A 13,413-nucleotide genomic window follows, 5' to 3' on the forward strand; every position below is an offset into this window, starting at 1 on the left:
CGGGGGGCGGGTTTGGGGGCCCTCGCTACGGGGCCTGTTATAAACCTTGGGGGGGGGCGGGTTTAGGGGGGGGGGGTAAACAGGTGGGGGGGGGAAACCCGGGGGGGGGGGTTTTTTTGGGGGGCCCCCCCCCCCCCCCCCCCCCCCCTGTGCGCCTTTTTGGTAGTGGGCACTACTGGAAAGGCGCACAGGGGCTTCGCGCCTTTTTAGTACATTCATATACAAACGTGCCTCTTGATCGCGCTAGAGTGACGCCATGGAAGCCGCAGCAGAAGAAACTCAGGGAACGGCCGGAGAGCTCAATTTTTGGTCGTTCATCGAGTTGGCGAACAAAAGACTGTCCGACGAGCACGGCTTTCGCCACCACCTCGCCACCGAGGTTCTCCTGACACTCAACCGCGCATCCAACGTGGTCACGTATGACCTCGAGTCGTCGATACACCGACCACGCGGCTGGTCGTGGTCATCCTTCCGCCTGATGTTCGTGACCTGGCTGGCCGGGCCGATCGAGCCGAAAGCCGCTGCCGAGCTCACTGGAATGAGTCGGGCGGCCGTATCGAACCTGTCCAAATCACTGCTGGCCGACGGCTTGATCGATCGCCGCCCCACCGAGAACGACGGCCGTTCGGTGCAGCTCTACCTGACCGAGATGGGCAGAGACGCGATGGTCGAGGCGTTTCGCGAGCAGAACGAGCGCGAACACGCGTGGGTCAGCGTCCTCAGCGAAGCTGAGCAGCGGATTCTTGTGATGCTCCTGGACAAACTGATCAGCAATCGCAGCCAGTTCGACGTGCGCGGACGGAACTAACAACACAACCCGCACCCCCTGAAGGGTTGCACCTGTCACATCATTTTAGTTAATGTGTTTACTATCTGGTCAACGTGAGTCAGACGGAAACAGCACAGAAGGAGGCCGGACATGGCGTTCTACCGACAACTCGGCAATGTCCCCCCGAAGCGTCACACTCAGCACCGTGACGAAGCAGGAAACCTCTACTACGAGGAGTTGATGGGCGAAGAAGGATTCTCCTCCGACTCGTCGCTCCTGTACCACCGTGAGATTCCGTCGGCGATCGTCGACGCCACGCTCTGGGAACTGCGTGACCAGAGCACCACGCCCAATCACCCACTCAAACCGCGGCATCTGAAGCTGCACGACCTGTTCCCGGAAAGTATCTGGGCCGAAACGGATGTGGTGACCGGACGGCGCCTGATCCTCGGCAATGCCGACGTCCGCCTGTCCTACGTCATTGCCGGCGCGGCATCGCCCCTGTACCGCAACGCAATCGGCGACGAGATGGTCTACATCGAATCCGGTGAAGCCACTGTCGAAACGGTATTCGGCGCACTCGAAGCACGCGAAGGCGACTACGTCCTCATCCCGATGTCCACGACGCATCGCTGGATCCCCAAGGGCGACAAGCCACTACGCGCCTACGCGATCGAAGCGAACAGCCACATCGTTCCACCCAAGCGTTACCTCTCACGATTCGGCCAGTTGCTCGAGAACGCACCGTTCTGCGAGCGCGACCTACACGGACCCACGGCTCCCCTGATCGCCGAAGGTACCGATGTGGAGGTCTTGGTCAAGCACCGGACGTCGGCCGGCATCGTGGGAACCCGCATGGTCTACCCGACGCATCCCTTCGACGTGGTCGGCTGGGACGGTTGCCTGTACCCGTACACGTTCAACATCTCCGACTACGAACCCATCACCGGCCGCGTTCACCAGCCGCCGCCGGCGCATCAGGCGTTCGAGGGCAACAACTTCGTGATCTGTAACTTCGTGCCACGCAAGGTCGACTACCACCCGCTGTCGATTCCCGTGCCGTACTACCACTCCAATGTCGACTCCGACGAGATCATGTTCTATTGCGGCGGCGACTACGAAGCACGCAAGGGTTCCGGCATCGGCCAGGGTTCCATCTCGGTTCATCCCGGCGGACACGCACACGGCCCGCAGCCAGGAGCGTACGAGCGCAGCATCGGTGCAGAGTTCTTCGACGAGCTGGCCGTCATGGTCGACACGTTCCGGCCGCTCGAACTCGGCGAAGGCGCATTGGCCTGCGAAGATGACAACTACGCCTGGAGTTGGGCCGGACGGGGGCCTGCACAATGACCGTCATCTCCCCACTTCTGCGCGGTCTGTGCGACGACGCCGCCCTGTTCCCACCCGGCAATGCGCCTCTCGCCGAAGCAGTTCCGTCGCATCAGTCGTACCTCGAAGCCGGCTACTCCGCATTGGTCGGCCCCTTCGTCTTTCCCGCATCGCGATTGGACGAACTCTCCGCTCACATCTCTGCCGATCATCCTGTGGCACTGAGCCTCACAGTTCCTGCCGGTCCGGACGCCACTGCGGCAGCGGTGGCGAAGGCCTTGGCCATCCCCGGCGTCGATGTCGTAGCGGTGGAGGTTGGAACACCTTCCGGCGTAGCGGCCGATCATGCTTTCGACGAGCTGGCGCGCATTCACGCCGCGTATCCCTACATCGACATCTTTGTCGAGGTTCCCCGCGACGACCGACGCGACAGCTACATTGCCGCGCTGGAAAAAGCCGGTTACAGCGCGAAGTTCCGCACCGGCGGCGTTCAGGCCGAGGCGTATCCCGACGAGAACGAACTCGCTGACGCCATCATTTCCGTTGTCCGCGCTGGTATTCCGTTCAAGGCCACGGCAGGGCTGCATCATGCCGTACGGAACACAGATCCCGATACGGGTTTCGAGCAGCACGGCTTCCTCAACATCCTGTCGGCAGTCGGCGCTGCGGCGACCGGCGCAGATCGGTCCGATGTAGTTGCCGCGCTGGCAGAACGTGACGGAACCGCTCTCGCACACAGCGTGTCCGAACTCGATGACCAGGACGTGCGTCGACGCTTCCTCTCGTTCGGCACCTGCAGCATCTCAGACCCACTGACCGAACTCGAAGACCTGGGACTGATCAACCGGTCCGAGAAGACAGAAGGAACACTCGCATGACCATGACGACCATCAACATTCCCGCCGACTCGCTCTTCGGGCTCGACAATCTGCCATACGGTGTGTTCTCCCCCGCAGGCGGCGCTCCGCGTGTCGGCGTTCGAGTGGGTGACTCTGTCATCGACCTTGCAGTGGCACTGGGCGATTCCGTCTTCTCGGAACCGACATTGAACGCGTTCATGGCACAAGGCCGCGATCGCTGGGTATCCGTGCGCAACCAGATCACCGAACTTGCAACCGGGGAAATCCCCTCCGACGCAGTCTTTTCCATCGACTCCGTCGAGATGCATCTGCCGATCACAGTGGCCGACTACGTCGACTTCTACGCGTCGGAGAATCACGCCACCAACCTCGGCCGTCTCTTCCGCCCGGATTCCGCTCCCCTGATGCCCAACTGGAAGCACCTTCCCGTGGGCTACCACGGGCGTTCGAGCACCGTCGTCGTATCCGGCACAGACATCATTCGTCCCTGTGGCCAGCGCAAGAGCCCTGACCAGGCGAACCCGGATTTCGGACCGTCGCGCCGCCTCGACATCGAGGCCGAGATGGGATTCATCGTCGGAACCCCTTCGAAGATGGGCGATTCCATCACGCCTGACGAATTTGCCGACCACGTCTTCGGAGCCGTTGTCGTGAACGACTGGTCTGCCCGCGACATTCAGGCGTGGGAATACGTCCCGCTTGGCCCCAACCTGGGCAAGAGCTTTGCCACGTCCATCTCCCCGTGGGTCGTCCCGCTTCTCGCTCTCGAAGCTGCCCGCATCGACACTCCCGTCCAGGATCCCGAACCCCTCCCCTACCTGCGCGGCGAGGAAAAGTGGGGACTCGACATCGACCTCGCTGTCGAATGGAACGGTCACGTCGTCTCCCGTCCGCCGTACGCGCAGATGTACTGGTCACCCGCGCAGATGTTGGCCCACACCACCATCAACGGAGCGGTCGCGAGTACCGGCGATCTCTTTGCGTCCGGAACCATCTCGGGCCCCGAGAAGAACCAGCGCGGCGCCTTCATCGAACTGACCTGGGGCGGAAAAGAACCCGTCGCTGTCGGCGACGAGACTCGCACCTTCCTCGAAGACGGAGATGTCATCTCCATCTCGGCCACCGCACCAGCAGCCGGCGGTTCACGCATCGGGTTCGGTGAGGTCAGCGCACGTATCCTCCCGGCCACGCAGGCAGATCGATAAGCACAACCACATAGCTCGACTCGACGCCGCACAGGTCCCCGCTATTTCGGTGGGACTCCTGTGCGGCGTCGTCGTCGTTCCGGTCGCACCGAACTCTTCGTTCGCCCCTGGGAGATTCCAGCGGGACCCCCTGACAGCTGCCGCATCCACCTTAGGTAAGGTTCGCCTAACTCACAGGGAGTACACAGCTGGTTCCCAGGTCTCGGACGACTGCGCCTGCTGTGCCGACTCCGTTGGCCGACACCGAGAACGGATTGACGATGACGCTTCTCCAGCGCAGTAGGACTTCACTTGCCCGCACGGTTCTGGGTGAGGACAACTACCGCCGTGTGCTCCGAGCAATCAATGATCGGCGACAGAAGCCGCGCATCGGCAAGGTGCGTTTCGGCGACCTCCGAAGGATCGAGCCGATCTGCCGTGAATACGGTTTCGAGCGTGGACGTCCGATCGATCGCTTCTACATCGAGAACTTTCTCGACACGAACAGCCACCTGATCACCGGATCCGTGCTGGAGATCGGCGAGCGGACCTACACCGAGGCTTTCGGTGAAGGTGTCACCCGTTCAGACATGCTGCACGTCGCAGACGTGGAAGACGCGACCTACGTCGCCGATCTCACCGACGCACCGAACGTGCCGAGCAACACCTACGACTGCATCATCCTGACGCAGACGCTGCAGATGATCTTCGACACGAACGCCGCAGTGGCGACGCTCCATCGCATTCTCAAGCCCGGCGGAGTGGTGCTGTGCACCGTGCCCGGCATCAGTCAGATCGCCGACCCGGTGTGGAACTCGACCTGGTACTGGTCGTTCACGGAATTGGCCGTGAATCGACTGTTCGGCGGCCCCTTCCCCCGCGAGAGCGTCGACGTGCGGGCGTTCGGCAATGTGCTGTCGGCTACAGCGTTCCTGCACGGCATGGCCGACCGCGAGTTGAAGAGGCAGGAACTGAACGTCTTCGACCCCGAGTACCCCGTCATCGTGACGGTCGCAGCACGCAAGGGCGACGATGTCGAGGCGTGACGCCCTCGCCCGGATGCTCCGACTACGCGCCCGGAAACAACGGCGCCGCGGCGGCATCCTGATGTACCACTGCATCAGCGAGGAGACCTACGACCCCTGGGCAATCTGCATCTCCCCGAACGCATTCGACGACCAGATGGCAGTACTCTCCCAGGCGCGTGCCGCCGTCGACCTCGCGAACTTTGCGGGCAGCGATGCCTATACGCGCACCGGTTCCCAGTTGGCCGTGACATTCGACGACGGTTACGTCGACAATCTTGTCGCCGCATTGCCGGTACTCGAACGTTACGAGATTCCGGCGACCATCTTTGTCATCGGAAACGCCGTCGGTCGCACCCGCGAATTCTGGTGGGACGGTTTGCAACGCGCCGTGCCGAGCGGTGAACCACTACCGGATCGGCTGGATTTTCCGTTCGGAAAAGGCCGGCGGACCTTCACGCTGAACGAGCGCCCCGGCGACAGCGCGACGAATGCGCGCTGGCGTGCCGACAGCGGCGAGATCACAACCTCCCGTCAAGCGTTGTTTCGCGCGCTCTGGGACGCAATCGTCGTGCTGGAGCCGACCGAGCAGGACGACGCGATCGATCATGTGCTGGCCTGGGGAGGTCGAATGGCGACGACGCCAACGTCGCGAGTGGCCCTCGACGCGGAACAGTTCGCGCAACTCGCAGATCACCCGCTGATCACCCTCGGCAGTCACACGCTCGACCACGTCTCATTGACAGACCTTCCGGCCGATCGACAGCGCACGCAGATCAGCGCCGGACACCGCAAGATCGAGGAGCTGTCCGGCCGTCCGATCACTCGATTCTCCTACCCGTACGGGCGTTTCGACGACACTGCCCGGGCTGCGGTCCGCGAACTCGGCATCGACGTCGCGTGCACCAGCGTGCCCATGCCTGCGATAGGCAGTGACGACCCCTGCGCCTTACCGCGGGTACAGGCCACCGAGATGGACGGCGACCAGTTCACCCGATGGCTGCGCGAAGACTACGGACTTATCCGAGGGCAACTGCTCCAGTAACACGATCGGCCGCAGCCGGGCACCGTCTGCACGATGCCCGGCGTCGATCGGAAGTACTTACGGCTCGATCACCACCAGCAAGTCACCACCCTCCACCTGTGCCAACGGGGCAATGGCGAGCCTGGCCACCGTACCGGCGCATGGCACGGTGATCGAGGCCTCCATCTTCATCGCCTCGATCGTGGCAACCGTGTCACCAGCCGAGACCTTCTGCCCCGGTTCGACAGTCAATGTCACCACTCCGGCAAATGGTGCGGGAACGTGCCCAGGAACGCTCCGGTCAGCCTTCTCTGCAGCCGGAACGGTGTCGGCGACGCTCCGGTCTCGCACCGAAACCGGCCTCAGTTGACCGTTGAGGATGCACATCACCGTCCGGAACCCGCGCTCGTCCGGCTCGGAGATCGCTTCGAGTCCGATGATCAATTCCACGCCAGGTTCGAGTTTCACGCGATGTTCCTCGCCGCGGCGCAAACCGTAGAAAAACTGATTTGCGGAAAGCCTCGAGGTGTCGCCGTAATGCTCGAGGTGTTCCAGGTAGTCCCGTGTCGGACCAGGGAACAACAACCGGTTCAACGTCGACCGGACTTCCCCGGATTCTCCGTCAAGCGCTTTCGTATCCTCGACGGACAGCTTCACCTCGGGCTTTGCCGGACCACGGCCTTCCAATGCCCTGGTACGGAACGGCTCCGGCCAACCGGCCGGCGGAGTACCCAATTCGCCACGCAGAAAGCCGATCACCGATTCGGGGATATCGAACTTCGCAGGATCTGCAGCAAACTCATCGGCGCTCACTCCCGCACCCACCAGGTGAAGAGCCAAGTCGCCGACCACCTTCGATGACGGCGTCACCTTGACGAGACGCCCCAGCATCCGGTCTGCCGCCGCATACTTCGACTCGACATCCTCGAAACGTTCACCTAGACCCAATGCCGTTGCCTGGGTGCGTAGATTGGACAGCTGGCCACCGGGAATCTCGTGTGTGTAGACCCGGCCGGTCGGCGCCGGAACACCGGACTCGAACGGTGAGTACACCTTTCGCAATGACTCCCAGTAGGGTTCCAGGTCGCACACGGCCGCAATATCAATTCCAGTGTCGTACTCGGAGTGAGCCGCGGCAGCCACGATCGCCGACAACGCCGGCTGACTGGTGGTTCCGGCCATCGGAGCAGAGGCGCCGTCCACCGCGTCGGCGCCGGCCTGCCACGCCGCCAGGTAAGTCGCGAGCTGTCCGCCCGGAGTGTCGTGGGTGTGGACGTGCACCGGAAGGTCGAAGTTGCTCCGCAGTGCGGAAACGAGAGTCGCGGCGGCAGGTGCCCGAAGCAATCCTGCCATGTCCTTGATCGCGAGAACGTGAGCTCCCGCTTCCACGATCTCCTCCGCGAGGCGGAGGTAGTAGTCGAGCGTGTAGAGCTTCTCCGCGGGATTCGACAGGTCACCGGTGTAACTGAGCGCCACCTCCGCGACTGTCGTGCCGGTCTCGCGGACTGCGTCGATGGCCGGTCGCATCTGATCTATGTTGTTGAGAGCGTCGAAGATTCGGAAGATATCGACGCCGGTACGGGCAGCTTCCTCCACGAACGCGGTGGTCACCTTTTCCGGATACGGCGTGTACCCGACGGTGTTACGGCCACGCAGCAACATCTGTAAGCAGATATTCGGAACTGCTTCACGCAACGCCGCGAGCCTCTCCCATGGATCTTCCTTCAAGAAGCGGAGCGCCACATCATAAGTTGCACCACCCCAAGCCTCGATGGACAACAGTTCCGGAGTCATCCGAGACACATGGCCGGCCACCGCGAGGAGACCGCTGGTACGAACCCTGGTCGCGAGAAGTGACTGATGCGCGTCACGGAATGTGGTATCCGTGACGGCCACGGCATTCTGCTGACGCAAGGCAGCAGCAAAACCCGCCGGACCCAACTCCACAAGTCGCTGCTTGGAACCGTCTTTCGGTGTCGTGGTCAGGTCGATTTTCGGGAGTTTGTCGTGCGGATAGCCCTGCGACGGCCGCTTTCCGTTCGGCTGGTTCACCGTCACGTCGGCGAGATAGGTGAGGATCTTCGTTCCACGGTCTGCCGATACCCGCGACGTCAGAAGCCGGGGACGTTCCTCGATGAACGATGTTGTCACCTCGCCCGCACGGAAGGCCGCGTCGTCTAGAACTGCTTGCAGGAAGGGGATATTGGTGGAAACTCCACGAATGCGGAATTCGGTGACTGCGCGCCTGGCCCGCGAGATGGCTGTGGGGAGATCGCGTCCGCGGCAGGTCAGCTTCACCAGCATGGAATCGAAATGAGCGCCGACTTCCGCACCGAGCGTCGTGCCGCCGTCGAGGCGGACCCCGGCACCACCCGGTGTGCGGTAAGCGGTGATGCGCCCGATGTCCGGCCGAAAGCCGTTTGCCGGGTCCTCGGTAGTGATGCGCAATTGAAGTGCCGCGCCGCGCAGAACGATCGACTCCTGCCGAAGTCCCAGATCGGCGAGGGTCTCACCCGAAGCGATTCGGAGTTGCGCCTGGACCAGATCGACGTCCGTCACTTCTTCGGTGACAGTGTGCTCCACCTGGATTCGCGGGTTCATCTCGATGAACACGTGGTTGCCACGAGTGTCGAGCAGGAACTCGACGGTGCCGGCACACGAGTAGTTGATGGCTTTCGCAAAGGCCACGGCATCGGCACAGATCTTCTCGCGCAGTCCGGCCGGAAGGTTTGGAGCAGGCGCAATTTCTACGACCTTCTGATGGCGTCGTTGCACACTGCAGTCGCGCTCGAACAGGTGGATAACGTTGCCCTCGCTGTCAGCGAGGATCTGCACTTCGATATGGCGTGGGTCGACCACTGCCTGCTCGAGGAACACGGTGGCGTCGCCGAACGCCGACTCAGCTTCTCGGGCAGCAGCTTCGATCGATTCCCGCAACTGTGAGCGTTCGGCAACGCGGCGCATTCCCCGCCCGCCGCCGCCAGCGACTGCTTTCACGAAAATCGGGAACTCCATCGACTCCGCAGCTTTCATCAGCGCGTCGATGTCGGTGGACGGTTCGGAAGACTCGAGAACCGGCAGTCCCGCTGCTCGCGCTGCTGCGATTGCGCGGGCCTTGTTTCCCGTCAACTCCAACACCTCGGCCGACGGCCCCACGAACGTAATACCCGCCTCGGCACATGCTGCCGCGAGTTCAGGGTTCTCCGAAAGAAATCCATAACCCGGATAGACGGCGTCGGCGCCCGCCTTCTTCGCTGCGGCAACCACTTCCGGCACTGAGAGATACGCACGAACAGGATGCCCCTTCTCCCCGATCTGGTAGCTCTCATCGGCTTTGGACCGGTGGATCGAGTTCCGATCCTCGTACGGGAACACAGCCACCGTTCCGGCACCTAGTTCGTAGGCAGCGCGGAACGCGCGAATGGCAATTTCGCCTCGGTTGGCGACAAGCACTTTGGAGAACATGGAGAAGAAAACCTCGCTGTCGAGTGTGGTTCGGTACCGCGAAATGCGCATAGCCCGCACGGAAATGTGCGGGCCATGCGTGGAGAAGCGTCGACGAGGCCAGGAGACGGTGATGCCAGAACCGAACCTCACCGACGCAGTCTGAAGGTGTCAGGCCACGACCGTTCGCTGCGGCACGCCGGAGTACTGGCTCAGCGGCCTGATCAGGGCGTTGGACTGACCCTGCTCGATAATGTGCGCCGTCCACCCGGTGATTCGACTCATCACGAAGATGGGAGTGAACATCTCGACGTCGAAGCCCATGAGGTAATAAGCGGGACCCGTGGGGAAGTCGAGATTCGGCTTGATTCCGGTGGCGCTGACCATCGTCTTCTCGAGGATGTCGTACATCTGCACCCACTTCTCGCCATCGGTGACCGCAGCGACCTCGATGAGGGCGTCCTTCATGGTCGGAACCCGCGAGTCACCGTTCTTGTAGACACGGTGTCCGAAGCCCATCACCTTGTCCTTGGCGGCCAACTTGGCCGACATCCATGCCTCCGCACGATCAGGATCGTCGATCTCGAGCATGTCGTGCATGACGGCTTCGTTAGCCCCGCCGTGCAGCGGGCCTTTGAGCGTACCGATAGCCGCTGTCACGGCGCTGTAGATGTCGGACAGCGTCGAGGTCACCACGCGGGCAGCGAAAGTGGAAGCATTGAATGAGTGCTCCGCGTACAGGATCAGCGAGACTTCGAAGGCCTTCACGATCGCCGGTTCCGGGACACTCCCGAAGCACATGGTGAGGAAGTTTTCGGCGAAACCCAGTTCGGACTGCGGCGCGATGGGGTCCTGGCCACGACGACGACGGAAATCAGCAGCAACAATCGTCGGCAGGATTGCCGTCATGCGCAGGGCCTTGGCAAGATTCTCCTGCGCCGAATTGTCGTCCTCCGCCGGGTCTTCGGCCCCGAGGTAACTGATGGCAGTGCGGACCACGTCCATCGGGTGGCAGTTGTCCGGCATCTTCGCCAGCAGTGACAGCAGTGACCGATCGGCGCGGCGAGCCGCACGCTCACGCAGACAAAGCAATTCGAGTTGCTCCGGAGTTGGCAGTTCGCCATACCAGAGCAGGTACGCAACTTCTTCGAAGCTGCAGTTGGCGGCAAGATCCTGCACCGCATAACCGCGATACGTCAACGAATTCGTCTCGGGCACCACCTTGGAGATCGCCGTCGTGTCAACGACAACTCCCGCCAAACCCTTGTAGATCGTCGGAATCTGTTCGGTCATGTCCTACTCCCCTCCAAGCTGAAATTAAAAATGCCACTGTCGAATTCGTTGTAACGTTCGTACTCGAGAAGCTCGTAGAGACGGCTGCGGTGCTGCATCTCACCGAGCAGGCCTTCCTGAGTGCCTTCTGCATGAATCTCGCGAAGTCCCTTTTCGATGGCGAACATCGCCAGCCGGAGGGTGGTCACGGGGTAGATGACGGCGTTGAAGCCGATCTCTTCCAACGTCTTTGCCGAGATGAGATTCGACTTTCCGAACTCGGTCATGTTGGCGAGCAGCGGAACGTCGACCGCCGCGCGAAACTTCTCGAAGTCGGCCTCGGTGGCGAGAGCCTCCGTGAAGATCAGATCGGCGCCGGCATCGGCGTAGGCCTTGGCACGCTCGATCGCGGCATCGATACCGTCGATTCCCGCGGCGTCGGTTCGGGCGCAGATCACGAAGTTCGGATCACGGCGCGCAGACACGGCCGCCCGAATACGTCGCACCATGTCCTCGGTCGGCACGATTGCCTTGCCATCGAGGTGCCCGCACCGCTTGGGGTTGATCTGGTCTTCGAGATGCAGGCCGGCAATGCCGTCGTCCTCGAAGATCGTGACCGTGCGGGCTGCGCTCATCGGTTCACCGAATCCGGTGTCCGCGTCGACGAGCGTCGGAAGGTCGGTGACGCGAGCGATTTGCTTGCTGTGTCCGGCTACCTCGGTGAGCGTGGTCAATCCGATATCGGGAAGCGCCAGTCCGGCAGAATACGCACCGCCGGACACGTAGACACCTTCGAAGCCGATTTCCTGAATCAACTTGGCTGTCAACGGGTTAATCGCACCAGGCAGACGTTGGATCTTGCCCGACGTCAAGCCTGCCCGGAAAGCGACGCGCTTGTCTGCTGCCGACGTCGACGCCGCGATGAGGCCCGTCATCAGAAGATCCCCTTGGTGACCTTGGGAGCCCGAGCGAGTACGTCGTCGGAGACCGTGAAGGTGAGCTGGTTCAGCTCACCCGCCTTCAGCTCTGCAGTGCGCTGCGCAGCGTCGAGGAAGCGGTCCTGCTCGCCCGGCTCGATGACGCCCTCGGCGAGGGTGCGGAACTTTGCGATGTACTGATCGCGAGCGAACGGACGCGCGCCCAACGGATGTGCGTCGGCCACGGCAAGTTCGTCGATGATGACCTCACCGCTCTCGAGAGTGATCTCGGCGCGGGCACCAAATGCCTTCTCGTCCGGATCGATCGAGTGGTAGCGGCGGGTCCATTCGGGGTCTTCGCGCGTGGAGATCTTGTTCCACAACTCGATCGTGTCCGGGCGCTGTGCACGCTCGGGAGCATAGGAATGCTCGTGATGCCATGTACCGTCCTGCAAGGCCACAGCGAAGATGTACATCACCGAGTGGTCAAGTGTCTCACGCGAAGCAGTGGGATCGAACTTCTGCGGATCACCGGAACCCGTGCCGATCACGACGTGCGTGTGGTGACTGGTGTGCAGGACGATCGATGCGATCTGATCGAGATCGCCTACGCGGGAACGCATCCGACGTGCGAGGTCGATCGGAGCCTGGCTCTGGTACTCCGCGGAATGTTCCTTGGTGTAGGAATCGAGGATCGCACGCTTCGACTCACCGGTACCGGGCAGCGGAACGTGGTATTCCTTCTCGGGTCCGCCGAGCATCCACGCAATGACGCCGTCTTCGCCTTCCCAGATCGGCGAGGGGGCACCTTCCCCGCGCATCGCACGGTCAACAGCTTCGACGGCAACCTTGCCGGCCAACGCCGGGGCGTATGCCTTCCAGCTGGAAATTTCGCCCTTGCGGGACTGACGGGTGGCCGTCGTCAGGTGCAGTGCCTGACCGATCGCCTGGTAGACCGTCTCGGTGTCGAGGCCGAGCAGGGTTCCGATACCGGCGGCGGCCGAGGGGCCGAGGTGAGCGACATGGTCGATCTTGTGCTCGTGCAGGCAGATTGCCTTAACCAGGTCGATCTGGATTTCGTATCCCGTTGCAAGTCCGCGGATCAGGTCCTTGCCGTCGCGCCCCGTGTGCTGGGCCACCGCGAGGATCGGTGGAATGTTGTCACCGGGATGCGAGTACTCAGCGGCGAGGAAGGTGTCGTGGAAGTCGAGTTCACGAACTGCGACGCCATTGGCCCACGCTGCCCATTCCGGTGAGAAGGTGCCACTGACACCGAAGACCGTAGCGCCGGGGGTATAGGGATGAGCCTGTGCCTGCGCACGGGCATTGACGACCGGACGGCGCACCAGGGAGGCCGCGGCGACGGATGCATTGTCGATGATTCTGTTGACGATCATGTCGGCAGTCGCATCGGCAACCTCGACGGAATCTGTCGCAACTTCCGCGATCTTCCACGCCAGATGCTCATCCTTGGGGAACTCTTCGGCCGAGCGGCGAGTGCGTACGAGATGCGTCTTCATGATCCTCTTTCCACGTGTTTCAGTATCTATTTGCACGCTACGCAGCGCGGAGGACCCCACAAAAGGGCT

At 62.2% G+C, this 13,413-nt stretch carries 10 protein-coding genes; 6 read left to right on the forward strand and 4 right to left on the reverse strand.

The window, feature by feature from the left end; translation table 11 throughout:
- Positions 1 to 256: 256 nt before the first annotated feature.
- The 6 genes from R4P64_RS09745 to R4P64_RS09770 all read left to right on the forward strand — a co-directional run bounded on the left by R4P64_RS09745 (position 257) and on the right by R4P64_RS09770 (position 6,212).
- The gene (locus tag R4P64_RS09745) at positions 257 to 808 is read left to right on the forward strand and encodes a MarR family winged helix-turn-helix transcriptional regulator (RefSeq protein WP_033234025.1); all 552 of its coding nucleotides are present in this window, start codon (positions 257 to 259) and stop codon (positions 806 to 808) included.
- A 111-nt stretch (positions 809 to 919) separates the two neighbouring features.
- Positions 920 to 2,119 carry a homogentisate 1,2-dioxygenase gene (locus tag R4P64_RS09750; protein WP_033234024.1) on the forward strand — a complete coding sequence of 400 codons (1,200 nt, stop codon included), beginning with the start codon at positions 920 to 922 and terminating at the stop codon, positions 2,117 to 2,119.
- Entirely contained in the window at positions 2,116 to 2,976 is an 861-nt protein-coding gene (locus R4P64_RS09755; RefSeq protein WP_317820566.1) for a hypothetical protein, read from the forward strand. Before R4P64_RS09750 ends, R4P64_RS09755 begins: the two co-directional genes overlap by 4 nt.
- A 2-nt stretch (positions 2,977 to 2,978) precedes the next feature.
- Positions 2,979 to 4,163: a fumarylacetoacetase gene (gene fahA / locus R4P64_RS09760; protein WP_095888696.1), complete on the forward strand. Its 1,185-nt coding sequence runs from the start codon at positions 2,979 to 2,981 to the stop codon at positions 4,161 to 4,163.
- A 221-nt stretch (positions 4,164 to 4,384) separates the two neighbouring features.
- Complete coding sequence (locus tag R4P64_RS09765; protein WP_317820568.1) at positions 4,385 to 5,188, forward strand: class I SAM-dependent methyltransferase; 804 nt, start codon at positions 4,385 to 4,387, stop codon at positions 5,186 to 5,188.
- A complete protein-coding gene (locus tag R4P64_RS09770) occupies positions 5,175 to 6,212 on the forward strand; it encodes a polysaccharide deacetylase family protein (protein WP_317820570.1) in 1,038 nt (345 codons plus the stop codon). The genes R4P64_RS09765 and R4P64_RS09770 overlap by 14 nt, the downstream gene beginning before the upstream one ends.
- A 57-nt stretch (positions 6,213 to 6,269) precedes the next feature.
- Here R4P64_RS09770 and R4P64_RS09775 read toward each other — a convergent pair whose 3' ends face one another.
- From R4P64_RS09775 to prpD, 4 genes are all read right to left on the reverse strand, one after another.
- Positions 6,270 to 9,656 (reverse strand): pyruvate carboxylase, encoded by a 3,387-nt coding sequence (locus tag R4P64_RS09775; protein WP_317821075.1) that lies wholly within the window; start codon positions 9,654 to 9,656, stop codon positions 6,270 to 6,272.
- A gap of 150 nt (positions 9,657 to 9,806) precedes the next feature.
- Positions 9,807 to 10,928: a bifunctional 2-methylcitrate synthase/citrate synthase gene (locus R4P64_RS09780; RefSeq protein WP_317820572.1), complete on the reverse strand. Its 1,122-nt coding sequence runs from the start codon at positions 10,926 to 10,928 to the stop codon at positions 9,807 to 9,809.
- Positions 10,925 to 11,842 carry a methylisocitrate lyase gene (gene prpB, locus R4P64_RS09785; protein ID WP_317820574.1) on the reverse strand — a complete coding sequence of 306 codons (918 nt, stop codon included), beginning with the start codon at positions 11,840 to 11,842 and terminating at the stop codon, positions 10,925 to 10,927. Before prpB ends, R4P64_RS09780 begins: the two co-directional genes overlap by 4 nt.
- Positions 11,842 to 13,344, reverse strand: coding sequence for a 2-methylcitrate dehydratase PrpD (gene prpD, locus R4P64_RS09790; protein WP_095888331.1), 1,503 nt, complete (start codon positions 13,342 to 13,344; stop codon positions 11,842 to 11,844). The genes prpB and prpD overlap by 1 nt, the downstream gene beginning before the upstream one ends.
- Between the last annotated feature and the right edge of the window lie 69 nt (positions 13,345 to 13,413).

The organism is Rhodococcus sp. IEGM 1366, from assembly GCF_033142425.1.
Taxonomy (GTDB): domain Bacteria; phylum Actinomycetota; class Actinomycetes; order Mycobacteriales; family Mycobacteriaceae; genus Rhodococcus_F; species Rhodococcus_F globerula.